General features: G+C 68.7%; 15 protein-coding genes. 7 read left to right on the top strand and 8 right to left on the bottom strand.

Annotation, left to right across the window (positions count from 1 at the left end; translation table 11 throughout):
• Positions 1 to 17: 17 nt before the first annotated feature.
• From ABMY26_RS31055 to ABMY26_RS31025, 7 genes are read right to left on the bottom strand one after another with little or no spacing between them, the layout of a single operon-like run.
• Entirely contained in the window at positions 18 to 1,622 is a 1,605-nt protein-coding gene (locus tag ABMY26_RS31055; RefSeq protein ID WP_372399364.1) for a rhodanese-like domain-containing protein, read from the bottom strand.
• 14 nt (positions 1,623 to 1,636) lie between these two features.
• Complete coding sequence (locus tag ABMY26_RS31050) at positions 1,637 to 2,275, bottom strand: cysteine dioxygenase (RefSeq protein WP_372399363.1); 639 nt, start codon at positions 2,273 to 2,275, stop codon at positions 1,637 to 1,639.
• Positions 2,276 to 2,287: 12 nt separating this feature from the next.
• Positions 2,288 to 3,082 carry an ABC transporter ATP-binding protein gene (locus ABMY26_RS31045; protein WP_372399362.1) on the bottom strand — a complete coding sequence of 265 codons (795 nt, stop codon included), beginning with the start codon at positions 3,080 to 3,082 and terminating at the stop codon, positions 2,288 to 2,290.
• Positions 3,076 to 4,128 carry an ABC transporter permease gene (locus ABMY26_RS31040; RefSeq protein ID WP_372399361.1) on the bottom strand — a complete coding sequence of 351 codons (1,053 nt, stop codon included), beginning with the start codon at positions 4,126 to 4,128 and terminating at the stop codon, positions 3,076 to 3,078. Before ABMY26_RS31040 ends, ABMY26_RS31045 begins: the two co-directional genes overlap by 7 nt.
• A gap of 60 nt (positions 4,129 to 4,188) precedes the next feature.
• A complete protein-coding gene (locus ABMY26_RS31035) occupies positions 4,189 to 4,809 on the bottom strand; it encodes a malonic semialdehyde reductase (RefSeq protein ID WP_372399360.1) in 621 nt (206 codons plus the stop codon).
• A 27-nt stretch (positions 4,810 to 4,836) separates the two neighbouring features.
• On the bottom strand, positions 4,837 to 6,171 hold the full coding sequence (locus ABMY26_RS31030; protein ID WP_372399359.1) for a phenylacetate--CoA ligase family protein: 1,335 nt from the start codon (positions 6,169 to 6,171) through the stop codon (positions 4,837 to 4,839).
• Positions 6,172 to 6,214: 43 nt separating this feature from the next.
• Entirely contained in the window at positions 6,215 to 6,445 is a 231-nt protein-coding gene (locus ABMY26_RS31025) for a hypothetical protein (protein WP_372399358.1), read from the bottom strand.
• A 390-nt stretch (positions 6,446 to 6,835) separates the two neighbouring features.
• On the opposite strand from ABMY26_RS31025, the gene tauA reads away from it, so the two are divergent.
• From tauA to ABMY26_RS30990, 7 genes are all read left to right on the top strand, one after another.
• Positions 6,836 to 7,852 carry a taurine ABC transporter substrate-binding protein gene (gene tauA, locus ABMY26_RS31020; protein ID WP_372399357.1) on the top strand — a complete coding sequence of 339 codons (1,017 nt, stop codon included), beginning with the start codon at positions 6,836 to 6,838 and terminating at the stop codon, positions 7,850 to 7,852.
• A 40-nt stretch (positions 7,853 to 7,892) separates the two neighbouring features.
• Positions 7,893 to 8,696, top strand: coding sequence for a taurine ABC transporter ATP-binding protein (locus ABMY26_RS31015; RefSeq protein ID WP_372399356.1), 804 nt, complete (start codon positions 7,893 to 7,895; stop codon positions 8,694 to 8,696).
• Complete coding sequence (locus tag ABMY26_RS31010; RefSeq protein ID WP_372399355.1) at positions 8,693 to 9,556, top strand: ABC transporter permease subunit; 864 nt, start codon at positions 8,693 to 8,695, stop codon at positions 9,554 to 9,556. Before ABMY26_RS31015 ends, ABMY26_RS31010 begins: the two co-directional genes overlap by 4 nt.
• Positions 9,557 to 9,612: 56 nt before the next feature.
• A complete protein-coding gene (gene tauD / locus ABMY26_RS31005; RefSeq protein WP_372399354.1) occupies positions 9,613 to 10,464 on the top strand; it encodes a taurine dioxygenase in 852 nt (283 codons plus the stop codon).
• Positions 10,465 to 11,241: 777 nt separating this feature from the next.
• A complete protein-coding gene (locus tag ABMY26_RS31000) occupies positions 11,242 to 12,564 on the top strand; it encodes an ABC transporter substrate-binding protein (RefSeq protein WP_372399353.1) in 1,323 nt (440 codons plus the stop codon).
• Positions 12,561 to 13,961 carry a di-heme oxidoredictase family protein gene (locus ABMY26_RS30995; protein ID WP_372399352.1) on the top strand — a complete coding sequence of 467 codons (1,401 nt, stop codon included), beginning with the start codon at positions 12,561 to 12,563 and terminating at the stop codon, positions 13,959 to 13,961. Before ABMY26_RS31000 ends, ABMY26_RS30995 begins: the two co-directional genes overlap by 4 nt.
• Positions 13,962 to 14,083: 122 nt before the next feature.
• On the top strand, positions 14,084 to 15,448 hold the full coding sequence (locus ABMY26_RS30990; protein ID WP_372399351.1) for an ATP-binding cassette domain-containing protein: 1,365 nt from the start codon (positions 14,084 to 14,086) through the stop codon (positions 15,446 to 15,448).
• Positions 15,449 to 15,531: 83 nt separating this feature from the next.
• Here ABMY26_RS30990 and ABMY26_RS30985 read toward each other — a convergent pair whose 3' ends face one another.
• Positions 15,532 to 17,580, bottom strand: coding sequence for a TonB-dependent receptor plug domain-containing protein (locus ABMY26_RS30985; RefSeq protein ID WP_372399350.1), 2,049 nt, complete (start codon positions 17,578 to 17,580; stop codon positions 15,532 to 15,534).
• Positions 17,581 to 17,701 lie beyond the last annotated feature (121 nt).

The following is a 17,701-nucleotide window of genomic DNA, read 5'->3' as shown; positions in this document are numbered from 1 at the left end:
GGGCCTCACCGGGAACATCAGATGACGTGGAAATTGTGGGCGCCGTCGCGCTTCAGCTGGTCGACCAGTTCCAGCTCCCAGTCGATGTAGCCCTGCATGGCGGCGGCGCTGTTGTCGGTTCCCTCGTAGGGGCGCTTGTAGACGTCGTCGGGCTCCCCCCCCAGCCGGTCCAGGTCAGTGCTGAGCGGCAGACCGGCGGCGACCCAGCCCTTGGTGCCGCCCTCCAGCAGCAGCGGGCGCTGACCGGCGGGAAAGTCGGCGACGGCGTAGCGGGTCAGCGTGCCGTCGCCGCAGGTCAGCACCGGGCGGACCCCCTTGGGCAGGCGGGCGATGGTGCCGGCCAGCCGGGCACGGGTGGAGAAGTACGCCCCCGGAATGTGGCCGGCGCGGTAGCGCGGGCTGCGGGTGATGTCGATCACCGCCGCCTCGCCATTGTCCAGCAGGGCCAGCAGGTCGCGCGGTCCGATGGTCTCGGCCCCCACATCCGGCTCCGGCGGCAGGCGGCGGCGGTCGGGACCGCTCTCGCTGCCCAGGGCCGACACGTCACCCTCCAGCACATGCACCTCCCAGCCGAGCTGGGCGAGCCAGGAGGCGGTCATGTCGGCGCGCGGACCGCCGCCGCCAGCCGGATCGTCGGCCAGCACGATGCGGGCGCCGCGCACCGCCACATGCTCGTCGGTCGCCTGGACCAGCTGGCCGCCGGCGGCATGGCGGAAGCCCGGCAGATGGCCCGCCTCATACTCCTCCGGCGTGCGCACGTCGAACAGGTGCAGCGTGCGGCGCTCGTCGCCGCGGAAGCGGTCCAGCGTCTTCGCATCGATCCGGCCGACGCCCGCCCGGTCGGCAACCGCGCGCGCCGCCCGGCGGCCCCTTGCGTCGCCCTCGGCCGAGACCTCGGGGAAGCGGCCGTCACGCCCGCCGTCGAGCGCCAGCCCGGCCAGCGTCCAGCCGATGGTGCCGTTGCGCAAGGCGGCCACACGGTTGGGAATTCCGGCATTGACCAGGGACTGCGTGCCGATGATCGACCGCGTGCGGCCGGCGCAGTTGACGACCACCAGCGTGTCGGGATCGGGAGCGATGTCGTGGATGCGCTTGACCAGTTCGGCGCCCGGCACGCTGATGCCGCCGGGGATCGACATGGTGCGGAATTCCTCGAAACGGCGGGCGTCGAGGATGGCCAGATCGGCCTTGGCGTCGATCAGCGCCTTGATCTCCGCAGCGGGCAGCGAGGGGGTGTGGCGATGGTGCTCGACCCATTCGCCAAAGGCCTTGCTCGGTACATTCACGTCCCGGTAGACCTCGAAGCCGGCGGCGATCCAGCCGGCCAGACCGCCTTCCAGCAGCGTCACGTCGCTGTAGCCCAATGTCTGGAGGCGGCGGGCTGCCGGCTCGGCATAGCCTTCGCCATCGTCATAGACCGTGATCGGCACGTCGCGCCGCGGCAGCAGGTCGTAGGCCAGCAACTCCACCCGGCTGAGCGGGATGGAGACGGCGAACAGCGGGTGGGCCAGCGAATAGGGGCCTTCCTCCCGTGCGTCGAGCAGGGCGACCTCGTCGCGCTCGATCCAGGCGCGGCGGATGTCGGCGGGCTTGCGGGTGGCGAGCGGTGCGGCTGCGGTCATGATGCTTCGGATCCTCAGGCGGCATGGGGGATGGGCTGCGAGCGGTCCCACAGGTTGGGCAGGGCGCTGTTGGCGTAACCGGAGATGAAGAGCTTGGGCTGGCCGGTCAGCGGGTCGAACACCGACCGCCGGACGGCGCCGATATTGCCGCCATAGACGTGGATGCTGATGGACGGCCGGTCGGGCAGCGCGTTGGCGATGGCATGGACGTCGCCGATGCCGGGCGACACCGCCGCCACCGAACCCGCCTGCAGGATCTCGGACGGATGAGCCACGGGCGGCCCGCCCTGCCGCTGCAGGTCGTAACGTTGCGAGCGCTCGGCCCCGCGCAGGATGCCGACGAGGCCCCAGACGGTGTGGTCGTGGATCGGCGTCCGCTGCCCCGGTCCCCAGACGAAGCTGACGACGGAGAAACGTTCGTACGGGTCGCAATGCAGCAGATATTGCCGGTAATGCACCGGATCGGGCCGGGCGTAGGCGTCGGGCAGCCAGTCGTCGGCCGCGATCAGATCGGCCAGCAGGACGCGGCCGGCGTCCAGCACCGCGGCTTCGTCGTCGCCGTGCCGTTCCACCAGCCGGGTGAAGTCGGCGATGAAGCCGCGCAGGCGCGGCAGATTCGGGGTGGCTGTATCGGGCGCTTTGCCGTCGGTCATGGTCGGTCGTCCTCACCAGGTCTCGGCAAGGCCGAGCAGTTCGAGAATGCGGTGGCGAAGCTCGGTCAGAACGGGATCGCCGCGGTGGCGGGGATAGGGGCGGTCGACGGGCAGGTCGGCCTTGATGCGGGCAGGGCGGCTGCTGAACACGATGACCCGGGTCGCCATGAACAGCGCCTCTTCGACGTCGTGGGTCACCAGAAGGCCGGTGAAGCCGGTGCTGCGCCACAGATCGACCAGTTCGCTCTGCATGGCGAGCCGGGTCAGGCTGTCCAGCTTGCCCAGCGGCTCGTCGAGGATCAGCAGGCGCGGGTCGTTGACAAGCGCGCGGGCCAGCGCGGCCCTCTGGGCCATGCCGCCCGACAGCTGGTGCGGATAGGCCTTCTCGAAGCCGGTCAGCCCGACGAGCGCCAGCGCCTTGTCCACCCGATGGCCCTGGGTGCGCAGCAGGCCGCGCGCCTCCAGTCCCAGGGCGACATTGTCGCGCACGGTGCGCCAGGGATAGAGCGTCGGGTCCTGGAACACGACGACGCGCGACGGGTCGGGGCCGGTGATCGGGCGGTCGTCGGCCAGGATCCGGCCGCGGCTGGGCGGCTCCAGACCGGCGACGAGGCGCAGCAGGGTGGATTTGCCGCAGCCGCTCGGTCCCAGCAGGGCGACCAGCTCGCCCGGCTCCACCCGCAGCTCCACCCCGTCCAGCACCGGAAGCGGCGCGCCGTGCAGTTCGAAGCTGTGGCTGACCGCCTGCACGTCGATCGTCATTCCGGCGGTCGTGCCGACGCCGTCGGTGTTTTCGAGCGCTACCATTTCAGCATTCCCTTCTGCCAGGCGAGCAGGTGGTCGCGGACACGGAACAGCAGCGCCACCAGACCGGAGCAGACCAGCGCCATCACCAGCAGTGCCGCGTACATGTTGCCGTAGGCGGCCCAGCCCTGGGCCCATTGCAGGTACCAGCCGACGCCGGACTTCACGCCCAGCATCTCCGCCACCACCAGGACGGCGAAGGAGGCGCCGAGCCCCATGAACAGCCCGACGAAGACATGCGGCATCGCCGCCGGGACGGCGACCTTCAGCACCAGGAAGCGTTGCGACGCGCCCAGCGTGCGGGCGATGTCGTAATAGGCGCTGTTGACCCCAGCCACGCCGGACCATGTGAGGACGGTCACCGGCACGCCGCTGGCGAGCGCGATCAGGAAGACGCTGGCGCTCCAGCTGGTCGGGAAGGCGAAGAAGGCGATGGGCAGCCAGGCGGTCGCCGGCAGCGGGCCGATCAGCCGCAGCACCGGATGGACCCAATAGCCGACCGCGCGCGACCAGCCGATGGCGACCCCTGTCACCACGCCCAGCACCGAACCCACGGCAAAACCGGTGACCAGAAGCTTCAGCGAGGCGGCGAAACAGTCGAGCAGCCGCGGCCAGTCGTCGAGATAGACCTCCAGCAGCGCCTGGGGTGGCACGAAGAAGGGCCGCGGCAGCAGGCCGAGCTTGGCGGTCAAGATCTCCCAGCCGGTCACGCCCAGCGCGAGTGCGACCAGCCAGGGCACGGACACCGACAGGCCCGCGATGGCGGATGCCAGCCGGCTGGGCGCCGTCGGGCGGATGACCACGGTCAGTGGTACGAGCAGCGCCAGCAGCCCGGCGGCGACCACCAGCAGGCTGGCGAACTCGCCGGTCCGTTCCCACGGCTCCGCATCGGCGGCATCGGGCCACAGTGCGGTCACCCCGGCAGCAAGGAACCACAGCAGGGCGGCGGCGGAAAAGCGCAGCGGGAGGCTGGATGGCAGGGAGCCGCCACCCGGCAAAGCTGCGCCATTGACCGCCGGCAGTGCGGCGGCCGTGTCGTTCACGCTCATGGTTGGTCTCCGGTTCGGCCGGCCGGTTCGTTCGTCCGGGCGACCGTTACGGCGTTTGGATCAAAGGATGACCACTGCCTTCGACACGTCCAGCCGCGGGGCGCGCGGGCGCGACGGCGGTCCGTCGGCATGGCCCAGAGCCACCAGCAGGTTCGTGCGCAGGCGCCCGTCGGCGAAGAATTCCGCATCGACCGCTTCTGCATCGAAACCGGACATCGGTCCGGCATCCAGCCCCAGCAGCCGGGCTGCCAGGATCAGGTAGCCGGCCTGCAGAGAGCCATTGCGGAACGCCGTGGTTTCGGCCAGCGACGGCTCGTCGACGAACATCGGCGAGGGATCGTAATGCGGGCTCAGCAGCGGCAGATGTTCGAAGAAGCGCCGGTCATAGGCGACGATGGCGATGGCCCCGGCCGTCAGCTTGGACTGGTTGCCGCGGCTCAACGCCGGTCGCAGCCGTTCCTTCGCCTCCGGCGTGGTCAGGAAGACGAAGCGTGCCGGGCTGCCGTTGAAGGCGGTCGGCGCCAGCCGGACCAGATCGTAGAGACGATGCAGGGTCTCCACCGGGACCGGCCGGTCGGACCAGCTTTGCGGCGTGCGGGCGTTGAGGAACAGACGGTCGGCCGCCGCCTGGGCAATGTCATCGGGCGGCTGTTCGGTGACGGGAAGATGGGTGTCCGGCATGGGAGCGGGCTCCGTCAGGTGATTGGGTCACGACCACACATGCTGGCGGCGGTCGTCGATTCGTTTGGCCTTGTGGACGGCGCGGGGCAGGGTGCCGGGGGCGAGCAGGGCGACCTCCGCCCCGACACCGGTGGCGCCTTTCAATTGGCGGCGCAGGCGCCCCCGTAGGTCTTCGAGATCGCCGTTGAAGCCCTGGGTGTGCTCCACCTCGACCGTCAGGCGGTCCAACCGATCGACCCGTTCCAGCACCAGCCGGTATTCGCCGGTCAGCGCCGGGTCCTGGCGCACCACCGCCTCCACGTCGCCGGGGAACAGGTTGACCCCCTTGACGATCAGCATGTCGTCGAGCCGTCCATGAACCCCCTTCAGCCGCAGAGAGGTGCGGCCGCAGCGGCAGGGCTCCCTCGTTACCGACACCACGTCGCCGGTGCGAAAGCGGATGATCGGGCGGGCGCGCTTGCGCAGCGTGGTCAGCACCAGCTCGCCGCGTTCCCCCTCCGCCACCGGTTCCAGGGTTTCCGGGTCCAGCACCTCGACCAGGATATGGTCCTCGGCCCAGTGCAGACCGTCCTTCTCCACGCACATGCCGGCGCAGGAGCCGAAGATGTCGGACAGGCCGTAATAGTCGTAGACCTCGGCACCCCACAGCGCCTCGATCCGCTCCCGCGTCTCGGGGATGGAGCCGCCGGGCTCGCCCGCCACGAACAGGCGGCGGACGGCGAGATCGCGGGCCGGGTCGATGCCCTCGCGCTGGGCGGTCTCGCCGAGATGCCAGGCGTAGGACGGCGTCGTCCACAGCGCCGTCGCCCTGAACTGGTTCAGCACCGCCAGCAGCCGTTCCGATGGCAGGGTTCCGGCATGGATGCTGAGCGCTCCCAGCTTCTGCGCGCCCAGCACGCAGGGGCCGCCGACGAACAGGGAGAAGTTCAGCGCATGGGCATAGCGGTCGGTCGGCCGCAGGCCGCTCGACCAGAACTGCCGCGCCTCATAGTCGATCCACTCCCCGAAATCCTTGGCGGTGAAGGGCGAGGCGGTCGGCACACCGGTCGATCCGCTGGAGGCGGAAATGTAGACGATCTCCCGTTCCGGCACGGCGACCAGATCGCCGAAGGGCGGCACCGCGATCTGGCGGTCGCGGATGGTCGCCTTGTCCAGGAAGGGAAAGCGCCGCAAGTCATCCAGCGTGCGCAGGTCGGCCGGTGACACCCCCTGCGCGTCGAAGGCGGCACGGTAGTAGGGCGAGCCTTCGTAAGCGTGCCGCAGATGGTCCTTCAGCAGGTCCAACTGCAGTTGCCGCCAGTCTGTGCGGTTCTGGGTTTCCAGACCGGGGTGCCAGTATGCGTCATGGTCCTGAACCGCCACTTTTTCTTATCCTTCGAGAGTGTGTGAGCGGCCGGCGGCCCGATCAGGCGAGCGCGGCAAGCGAAGCCAGGAGAATGGCCGAGACGATGCCGAGGCCGAGGGGAAGCAGGCTCCCGTCCTCATGGCCGCCGCCATCCCCATGGCCAATGTCCGCGACGCCATCGCCGCTCACCCCGGCTGCCGGCCCATCGGGCGGCAGAAGCGGCAGCACGAGCGCGCCGGAGGGGCAGAGCGACGCCATCACCATCCGGTCGAAATCATCCAAACCCTGCATGGCAGATCTCCTTGTCAGGCGGTGGGGGCAACGGGGTTTTTCCGAACGGCTGCGGTAAATCACATAACACAGACGTTTAAATAATCAATAGTCTATAGGAAAATAGGAAAAAGGAGCGAGGTCAAGCGCCAGCTTCGTATCGGACGGTTTTTTTTGGCGAAATCGGCTCCGCGCCCGGTCAGCGGAAGGTGAGGGAATCCGGGTTGCCATAGCGCCTTGAGGCACTCAGGAAGCTATAATTAACACAATTAAAATGGTATATTAAACTACTTTCCCATAGAGAAATAGATTTTATGGTGACAACGGCGCGGGCATCGCTTTAGAGTTCCCGGACATTCGGATTTCCGGCGCTCGCATGCCGGCATTCACACCGTGACGGGGAACACGACGATGAAGCCCATCCTGCCCGCCTTCCTCTATGCCACCCTGGCGACCATCGCTCCCTTTGCCGCTCCCCTCACTGCCGAAGCCGCGTCCGGCAAGGTCGTGGTCGGCTATCAGACCGACGCGCTGCCCTCCTCGGCCGCCATTGCCAACGGCGATTTCGCCAAGGCGACCGGCACCGAGATCGACTTCCGCAAGTTCAATTCGGGGGCCGAGATCTTCGCCGCCATCGCCTCGGGCGACGTGCAGGTCGGCTATGTAGGCTCCAGTCCCTTCGCCGCAGCGGTCAGCCGCGGGCTGGACGTGAAGGCTTTCCACCTCGCGACCATCTCCGGCACCGACGAGGCCCTGGTGGTGCGCAACGGGTCCGGCATCGAAAAGCCGTCGGACCTGAAGGGCAAGAAGCTGGCCGCGGCGCCGGTGTCCACCGACCACTACCAGCTGCTCGCCGTCCTGAAGCAGGAGAAGCTGACGGAGCGTGACGCCCAGGTCTTCGCCATCCCGCAGCCGGACATCGTTGCCGCCTGGAACCGCGGCGACCTGGATGGCGCCTTCGTCTGGGACCCCGCGCTAACAGAACTGAAGAAGACCGGCAAGGTGCTGCTGACCTCGCGCGAGGTGGCCGACCGTGGTGCCCCCACCTTCACCGCCTGGGTGGCGACCACCGCCTTCGCCAAGGACAATCCCGCCTTCCTGAAAAACTTCGCCGGCACCATCGAGCGCTACAGCGCCTCCTTCCGCAACGACAAGGCGGCCTGGGGTCCGGACTCGGAGAATGCGAAGACGCTGGCGAAGCTGCTGGGCGGCACACCGTCCGATCAGGCGTCGGCGCTGACCAACCTGTCGCTGGTCCCGGCGGAGGTGCAGGCCTCCACCGCCTGGCTGGCCGGCAACGACTCCGCAGGTGCTGCCAGGATCCTCAAGGACACCGCCGAATTCCTGAAGGAGCAGAAGAAGATCACCACCGTGCTGCCCAGTTACGGCGGCTTCGTCACCGCGGAGTACGTCAAGGACATCCGCTGACTATCCGGCCCTCGATCCGGCCGCCGACAGGAGAGCGCCCATGCTCCAGGTCCGCAACGCCAGCGTCTTCTTCTCCGCCCGCGACGGCCGGGTGGTCCATGCGCTGGACCGCGCGTCGCTCGATATCGACGCCAACAGCATCGTCGTGGCGCTCGGGGCATCCGGCTGCGGGAAATCGACGCTTCTGAACGCCATCGCCGGTTTCCTGCCCCTGTCGGAAGGATCGATCACGCTGGACGGCCGGCCGGTCGCCAACCCCGGCGCCGACCGCGGCGTGGTGTTCCAGAAGGACACGCTGCTGCCCTGGAGCAGCGTCGCCGACAATGTGGCGCTCGGTCTGCGCTTCGCCGGGGTTCCCGCCAGGGAGCGGCGCGAGCGCGCGGAGGATCTGCTGGGGCTGGTCGGGCTGGAAGGTTTCGCCGACGCCGCTCCGCACGAGCTGTCGGGCGGCATGCGCCAGCGCGTCGGCATCGCCCGCGCGCTGGCGACCGATCCGAAGATCCTGCTGATGGACGAGCCCTTCGGCGCGCTCGACAGCCTGACGCGCGAACAGATGCAGGAACTGTTGATCGATGTCTGGGCGCGCACCGGCAAGCGCATCTTCTTCATCACCCATTCCATCGAGGAGGCGCTGTTCCTTGGCACGACGGTGGTGGTGATGTCGCCGCGCCCAGGCCGGATCGTCGCCCGCTTCGACCTGGATTTCGTCCGCCGTTTCGCCGCCGAGCGCGACGTGCGGGCCATCCTGTCGGCGCCGGAATTCGCCGAACTCTATGACGAGATCCGCTCCCTGGTGCACCGGCCGCACGCCGAGACGGACTCCCGCCGGAAGGTGCTGCAATGACCGACATCGCCCGCCCCGGCGACGGCGTCGCCGACCGGGTCCTTGGCCCGGCGGACCGGCCGAGGATCGTCCGGCTCCATCCCTTCGGACTGGACGGTGCCCGCACCGGGCCGATCAGCCTTGCCACCGCGGCCCTGCTGCTGGCGGCCTGGTTCCTGGTCGCGCAGTACCGGCTGGTGCCGCCGCTGTTCCTGCCCACGCCGCAGGAGGTGGCGGCCCAGTTCCTGGCGGTCCTCGAGGATGGCTATGCCGGCGCCACCCTGTGGGAGCATGTGTCGGCCAGCCTGTTCCGCATCTTCTCCGCCGCCGTCATCGCCGCTTCGCTCGGCATTCCGCTGGGGCTGGCGATGGGGCTGAACCGCTGGGCCAAGGGTATTTTAGACACGCCCATCGAATTCTACTGGCCGCTGCCGCCGCTGGCCTATCTGCCGCTGATGATTATCTGGCTCGGCATCGGCGAGGTGTCGAAGATCGTCCTGCTGACGCTGGCGATGTTCGCGCCGGTCTGCCTGTCGGCCCAGGCCGGCGTCCGGGCGCTGCCGATCGAGCGCGTGAACGCAGCGCTGTCGCTGGGCGCCAGCCGCTGGCAGCTGTTCCGCACCATCGTGCTGCCCAGCGCCCTGCCGGAGATCCTGACCGGACTGCGCATCGGCATCGGCGTCGGCTGGAGCACGCTGGTCGCGGCGGAGCTGATCGCCGCCACCCGCGGCATCGGCTTCATGATCATGTCCGCCTCGCATTTCCTCGCCACCGACGTCGTCTTCGTCGGCATCGGCATCATCGCCGCCTTCGCCTTCGCCTTTTCCTACGGGATGCGCCTGCTGGAAGCCTGGCTGGTGCCGTGGAAGGGCAAGTCCTGAGGCCGGCAAACCATAAGAACGCACTCTGACGAACAATAAGATTTTGGGGAACCGCCATGCCTGACATCGCCTTGCCCACCCTGACCATCACGCCCGTCAGCCCCGCCATCGGCGCGCGGGTGGAGGGTATCGACCTCACCCACCCGCTATCGGACAGCGAGGCGGCAGCGCTGGAGCGGGCGCTGGTCGCCCATCAGGTTCTATTCTTCGAGAACCAGCCGCTGACGCCGCAGGCACAGCGTGACTTCGCGGCCCGCTTCGGTCAGCTGCACATCCACCCGATTTATCCCAAGGTGCCCGAGCAGCCGGAGATCATGGTGCTGGACACCGGTCCGCACAATCCGAGCGACAACGACGTCTGGCACACCGACGTCACCTGCATCGAAACGCCGCCTGCAATCGTCGCATTGTCGGGCAAGCTGATTCCGCCCAGCGGTGGCGACACGGTGTGGGCCAGCAACATCGCCGCCTACGACGGCCTGTCCGAACCGATCCGCCGCCTGCTGGAGCCGCTGAAGGCCCTGCACGACTTCACCCGCTCCTTCCCGGAATGGCGGCACAATGGCGATCCGGAGACCCATGAGCGCTGGAAGGCGGCGCGGGACAAGCACCCGGCGGAGGTTCATCCTGTCATCCGCACTCATCCGGTCAGCGGGGTCAAGGCCCTGTTCGTGAACGAGAATTTCACCTCGCGCATCGTCGGGCTCAGCGACCGCGAAAGTGCGGCGATCCTCGATTTTCTGTACGGCCACATCAGCCGGCCGGAATACACGGTGCGTTGGCGCTGGAAAACCGACGATCTGGTGCTGTGGGACAACAGGTCGACCCAGCATTACGCGGTGAACGACTATGCGCCGCACCGGCGCATCATGCACCGCGCCACCGTACTGGGCGACCGGCCTTATTGAGAGGGGAAGCGGGGCATCAATCCTGCCGCGCTCAAGAGCGACCCATCGTTCGGTAAAGGCCAAATCCTGCCCCCGCACCCAGACGCACGAACGCCCCGGTTCGAATGAGCCGGGGCGTTCGTGCGTCTGGGTGTGCCGGTGCGCAACCTGGCCGTCTCGAGAGGCAGCCTGAACATGTCTTGCTGACCTTGCTGACCTTGCCCGCGTGGACGCCTCGAAAAACTGTAGCGTGTTCGGCGTTCTGGTGATTCCCTTGTCGTGAAGGGGAGGGGGCGGAAGCATGGCCGGTCAAGCTGGGCAGTGCAATCGTCAGGACCGCTACGCAGAGCTGAGCCGGAGCGGGAATCCGCTGGGCCGGGCCTTGGGGCGCAAGGATCGCTCCCGGGGCGGTCGGTCGCCGCTGGACGCGGTGACGATGTTCTGGATCCTTGTTCTCCAGTCGCTGTTCGGCCACCAGCGCCATGAGGGGGACGACGTGGCGGAGCGAAATCATCATTCCCGGACCTTTTGCACTGGGATGGAGCCGGTCGCGGCGTAAGCCGGTGGGCGGGCTGCCGGGAGCCGGATCATCGCACTGTCTTGATCCAATATATATGATTGAGCATAGCGTATCAGGCAATGGGCGGAGCATGCAGCCGGCATGTCAGGAGCGAGGCCGACTATCGACCGGCTTTGCGCGTAAATTTCCATGAACATCCTGTGTTGCCGGCATCGGCCTGGGTGTGTAAAGTCAATCGCTATATCCAAATAGATATAAAAAGAGGGCCGGCAACCGCCATGTGTCCGATCATCCTCCGCCTTGCCGTCGCGTTGCTCGGCTCCGCCCTGATGCTCGGGGCCGGGGCAGGATGGGCATTGGAAGACCGTGTCTTGGTGATGACCAGCTACCCCGACGAACTGGTCCAGCGCTTCGAACAGGCGTTCGAGCGTGCCAATCCCGGCACCGACTTGCAGATCGTCTGGAAGCCGTCGCGCGACGCAGCTGTGGAACTCGCCAAGCCGGACCAGGGTGGCGTCGACGTCTATTGGACGCCCTCGCTCGGCAGCTTCCCGCGGCTGCGCGAAGCCGGCGCCTTCCGCCCGCTGTCGGTCGACCGCAACGTCCTGCCGGGGGTGGTGGATGGCCAGCCGGTGTCAGACCGCCAGGGCTTCTTCGAGGCGTTCGAGGTCGCCGGTTATGGCCTGGTCGTCAACCCGGTGGCGCTGGCCCGCGACGGATTGCCCCAGCCGGCGAATTGGCGCGATCTGGCGGCGACGCGCTGGAAAGGCCGGCTGGCCATGCCCATTGCCGGGCAGGTCGGCTTTTCCGGGGCGCTCTATGACATCCTGCTGCAGGCGGAGGGCTGGGAGGCCGGCTGGGCGCTGCTAGGGGAGGCGGCTGCCGACGCGACACTGGTGGGCAGCGGCGGGCAGGTCAGCGAGAGCGTGGTGAACGGCGAGGCCGATGTCGCGGTGACGGTCGACTTCTTCGCCCGCAGCGCCATCGCCAACGGCCATCCGGTGGCGCTGGTCTATCCGCCGCGTACCGCGTTCCTGCCGGCCCAGGTGGCGATCGCCCGATCCGCACCGCATCCCGACGCGGCACGCGCCTTCGTCGATTTCGTGCTGTCGGCTCCCGGGCAGAGCCTGCTGTTCCACCCCGACATCCGCCGCTATCCGGTGCGGCCCGACGTCTACGCCCAGGCGCCGGCCGGGACTGTCAACCCGTTCCGGCGGACCGGGGCCGAACCCTACGCCTACGACATGGACAAGGGGCTGGCCCGTCACGGGCTGATCGCAGCGCTGTTCGACAGCCTGATCGTCGAGCGTCAGGACCGGCTGAAGCTCCTGTGGGGCGTCATCCATGCCGCCGAGGCGGGGTTCGCGGCCAAGCCGGATCCGGAGCGCGGCGCCCTGGTAACCCGCGCGCGGGCGTTGGCCGGCTTCGTGCCGGTCTCCGGTGCCGATGCCGACCGCATCGCCCCGACCTTCCAGGAGCGCAAATCCAACCGCAACCCGGAGGAGCGGGCAGCGCTGCAGCAGGAATGGGCGGCCCGCATCGATGCCGCCCAGGCCGAGGCGCTGGACCTCGCCCGCCGTACCTTGCCGGCTGCGCCATGATGCGGCTCCCGATCCTTGCGGCCGTCCTGCTGGGGGCCGCATCTCCTCTGCTGGCTGGCGAGGCGGTGACCGGAGCAGTCGGGGCGGCGGGCGCCGTGCCGGGCGTCACCGTGTCCATCCAGGGGCGCGACGCCTTTTCCCGGCCGCTGCCGGGGCTCGACCCGGCGCATCGCGCCGCCTTCCATGCCGGCCGCTCGCTGTTCCAGCAGGTGTGGACGGTCGGCCCGTCGGAGGTGCGGCCCGACCTCGACGGGCTCGGCCCGCTGTTCAACCGGCAATCCTGCATCGCCTGCCACGCCAAGAACGGGCGCGGCGAGCCGCCGGAGGGGGAGGACGACGCCATGCGCTCCACCCTGTTGCGGCTGTCGGTCCCCGTCGGCAAACCTGGCGGCGTGCCGGAGCCGCACCCGGCCTATGGCGACCAGTTCAACCCCGACGGCATTCCCGGCATGCCGGGCGAGGGCATCGCGACGCTGGTCTGGCGGGATCAGGTCGAGCGTCTGGCCGACGGCACCCCGGTCGCCCTGCGCCGGCCGGAGCTGCGGCTGCGCAACCTCGCCTACGGGCCGCTGGAGCCGAATGTCATGACCTCGGTGCGGATGGCGCCGCCGGTCATCGGGCTCGGCCTGCTGGAGGCGGTGCCGGAGGCCGACCTGCTGGCGCTCGCCGATCCGGACGACCGCGACGGCGACGGGGTGCGCGGGCGGATCAATCTGGTGTGGGACGCGGCGCGCGGCGCCTTCGCGGTCGGGCGTTTCGGGCTGAAGGCCAACCAGCCGAGCCTGCGCCAGCAGAATGCCGGGGCCTTCGATGGCGATCTCGGCCTGACCTCGACCCTGTTTCCCCGCCATGGCTGCATGGCGGCGCAGACCGCCTGTGGCGCCGTGGCCGGGCTGTCGGAGAAGGCCGGGTTGGAGTTGAGCGACGAGCAGCTCGATCTGGTGACGCTCTACATCCGTTCGCTGGCGGTGCCGGCGCGGCGCAACGCCGACGACCCGCTGGTGCGGGTGGGGGAAGGGCTGTTCACCGCCGCCGGCTGTCCGGCCTGCCATGTCCCGACCCTGCGCACCGGCCCGGCGCCGGCCCTGCCGGAACTCGCCGACCACACCATCCATCCCTATACCGACCTGTTGCTGCACGACATGGGCGAGGGGCTGGCGGACGGGCGGCCCGACTTCCAGGCGACCGGCCGGCAGTGGCGGACGCCGCCGCTCTGGGGGCTGGGCCTGACGGCGGCGGTCGCCGACCGCGCGACCTATCTGCATGACGGCCGCGCCCGCTCACCGCTGGAGGCCATCCTGTGGCATGGCGGCGAGGCGGAGGCGGCGCGCGAGGTGGTCCGCCGAATGCCCTCCCTGAACCGCAAGGCGTTGCTGGCCTTCCTCGACTCCCTTTGATCCCGGTCATGCGGGACGGGCGGTCGCTTGTGCGCTGCACAACGGCATCGTACTCCGCATCATTATATCTGAATGAATATATCGAATCCGCCATCCACCGGATAGGTCTTGGAGACCGAGCGATGAAGCCACCCATCTTCATACTGGGCAACGGAGCCCCCTGGCTGCGGCTGGGCCGTATCCATCTGACCGGCGGGCAATGCGGCCTGATCACCGGCCCGAGCGGTGCCGGCAAGACCACCGTGCTGCGGGCGCTCGCCGGCCTGCCCGGGGGCGACGGGCGGTCGACGGCGGTCGACGGCGGCATTGCGGTGCCGCTGGGAACAGCGACCCCGGCCGTCTTCGTGCCGCAGCTTCCGGATAGCCCCCTACGCTCCGGCCGGGTCGATGCGGTGGTCGAAACCGGCCTGCGCGGTCGTTTCCCGCCGGGCGGGGACAACGGGGGCAAGGTCGCCGAGGCACTGAACGAGGTCGGGCTGGAGAGCGCCGCCGGCCGGATGGTCGAAACCCTGTCGATGGGCGAACGCCATCGCCTCGCGCTCGCCACCGCCCTGGCGGCCGATCCGGCGGTGCTGCTGCTCGACGAGCCCTTTGCGCTGCTGGATTCCGAGGGGGTGCAGATGCTGCGCGCCGTCATCCGCCGGCGCCTCGCCCGTGGCCGCATCCTGCTGGTCAGCGAGCACCGGCCGGAACGGATGACCGGCCTGCCCGCCGTCCATCTCCGCATGCCGGCCATGGACGGCGCCGGGCTGCCCGTGCCGGATGGAGCCGATCCGGCGGCATGGCAGGGCGCCCGGCCGGTCGACGCCATGGTGACGGCGGCGGAGGCTCCGCCGGTCCTGCTGGCCGAGGGGCTGCGGGTTCCGCGCGGCGACGGCACGCCCTTGTTCGACCGGCTTGCCATGACGGTGCCTGCAGGGCGCCGGGTCCATCTCAGCGGCATGAACGGAACGGGGAAGAGCACGCTGCTGCGCTGCCTGATCGGGGCGGAGCCGGTGGAGGGCGGCACGGTCACCGTCACCGACCTGCGCAACCCCAGCCCGCGCGACCTGCCCGGCCGCGTCGGCTTCCTGCCGCAGGACCCGCCCCGCCATTTCTTCGCCGAGACGGTGCGGACGGAAATCGGCTTCGCGCTGACCCGTGCCGGCCTGCGCCCGCCCGACCGGGCAGAGCGGGTCGACCGGGCGATGGCGCAGTTCGGCCTGTCCCCGTTGGCCGACCGCTCACCGCAGAGCCTCAGCGTCGGCGAACGCCAACTGGTGGCGCTGGCCGGGCTGGTGGCGGGACGGCCCCGCCTGTTCCTGCTGGACGAGCCGCTGAGCGGACTGGATCCGCAGCGCGCCACCCATGCGCTGGCGGTGCTGGCCGCCGCTGCCCGCCGCGACGGCTCCGCCGTCCTGCTGGCGAGCCACGATTCCCTGCCGGTCGCGGGCTGGGCCGACCGCAGCCTGCGGCTGGAGAACGGCCGCCTGCATGCCGTGGCCTGAGCCGCCACGGCCCCCCGCGAAACGACGATGCCCGGCGGACCCGGGCATCGGTGCGGCAGCGGGAAAAGCCGCGGGAGAAGCGGTCAGAAGCTGTAGCGCGCGTTGACGAACATCGTTCGGCCCGGTTCCGGGAAGCCATCGGCCAGCGAATAGGTCGCGTCGAACAGGTTGCGCACGCCGGCAGACAACGCGGCGTTGGCGGTCAGGACATAGCTCGCCTGGAGGTTGGTCAGGACATAGCCGCCATTGCCGAGGAACACGGTGCCGGACGTGCTCTGGCTGTATCGGCCGCTCGCCGCCTCGACGCTGGGCACGATGCTCAACTGCTCGGTCGGACGCCAGTCGGCATGCAGGAACAGCTTGTGGTTCGGGGTCCCCACCGCCTTCATGTTCGGCACGTTGGGGTCGGACAGCGACCTGACGGTCAGCGTGTAGGTGCCGCCGACGTCGAGCGTCGGCGTCAGGCTGGTGCCGATGCCGGTCTCAAGCCCGCGATAGAGGCCGGATGCCAGGTTGCGGCTCTGTACCGTGGACTGGCCGTTGACGGTGATGGGGGAGTTGGCGATCACGTCGCGCAGGCGGCTGAGGAACAGGGCCGCCTCGATCCGGGTCTTGCCGAAACGTTCGGAGGCACCGACCTCGTAGTTGACCGCCCGTTCCGGCTTCAGGTCGGGGTTGGAGGTGACGCCGTTGAAACGGGTGCTGAACCGCTCGAAGATGCTGGGGAAACGGCTGCGGGCCGAGATGCTGGCATGCGCCTCGCCGGTGGGGGAGAAGCGGTAGATCACGGCGCCTTGCCCGTTGGTGGCATCGCTGTCCGCCAGCCGGTAGTTGATCATCGACCCGGTCGCCGTGCCGCTCCAGTCCTGCGCCTTGTGCAGGCGCCGCCAGTCGTGGCTGACGCCCAGCACGATGTCCAGGGCGCCCGTCGCGTGGAAGCTGTTTTCCAGCGCCACGGAATAGGTGTCCTCCAGCGCCCTCTGCTTGGGCTCCACGAAATTGGTCGGGCTGTAGAGGCGCTGCCATTCGCGGTGGTCGTCGCGCCGCACATGCAGTGCGCCCTTCAGGCTGTTCATCGGGATCAGGTCGGTGCCCAATTCCACGCTGCCGCCATAGGCCTTGTCGTCATAATAGCTGCGGAAGGACTTGGACGTCCGCTGCACCGACATGGCTTGGTTGTCGAAGGAATAGAGGCCGTTCCGGAAGGTATTGTAATACAGCTTGGTCTTGGCATACGACGCCGTCCCCAGCCTGGTGTTCGACAGCCAGTAGACGCTTTGCAAATCCCAATAGGGCCAGCTCCAATAGCGTTGGTTGGCCACGGTGTCGTTGATGTTGAGCGGGGCGCCCTTCTTGCCGGATTGCTTGAGGAAGTTCAGGGAGTATTCGTCGGTGTCGTTGGGCGTGAAGCCGGCCTTCAGGTTCGCCTGCCAGTCGGCGGTCTGCGACTGGTCGCGATTGCCGCCATTCTCCGCCGCCACCGCCTTGAACCCGTCGGTCAGACGGCTGTGCGTCGTCTCCGTCCTGGTCCCGCTCGCCTGCAGGTAGAAGCGCTCCTGCCGGGTGCCGACCCGCCCGTAGGTGGTGTAGCCGCCGAGCGCGCTCGCATTGTCGAAGGACAGGCCGGTGCGCAGCTCGCCCTCCAGCTCGCGGGTCGGCTTGCGGGTGACGAGGTTGATGGCTCCACCCATGGCGCCCGGCCCGTCCAGCACCGAGGCGTAACCCTTCGACACCTGGATTTCCGACAGGTCGGGGGTCAGGAAGCGGCCGAAATCGAGCCGGTTGTCGGCAGGCAGATAGACCCGCACGCCGTCCATCATCACCGGAATCTGGAAGCGGTCGAAACCGCGGACATAGACCAGCCGCTCGTTGCGCGAGCCGCCGGTGGAGGAGGACGCCACGCCCGGAACCAGATCCATCGCCTGGTCGAGCGTCTGCTTGTTGAAGGTTTCCATGTCCTCCGCCGACAGGCTGGAGCCGCCGACCGTCTGTCCGCCCGCTTCCGCCGCCACGTTGATCTGCCCCAGCGTGAACACGCCCGGAGCCGTGTCAGCGGTCGTTCCGGCCGCCAGCGCCCCGCCCCCGATCAGCGCCGTGACCGAACACGCAATATACAAACAGGAATTACGCATTTCGCCCCCTTGAAAGACCGCATCATGCATCATCGTCACGGAAGAGCCACACCAGACCCCCGCCGGCCTCCCGATACGATATATATGTGTGAATATATCGATTGATCATGGCTTGTCAAAA

The sequence above is a fragment of the Azospirillum sp. HJ39 genome, from assembly GCF_041507355.1.
Classification (GTDB): domain Bacteria; phylum Pseudomonadota; class Alphaproteobacteria; order Azospirillales; family Azospirillaceae; genus Azospirillum; species Azospirillum thiophilum.
Note: the sequence above shows the minus strand (reverse complement) of the source record. Positions and strands in the feature narration are given on the sequence as shown.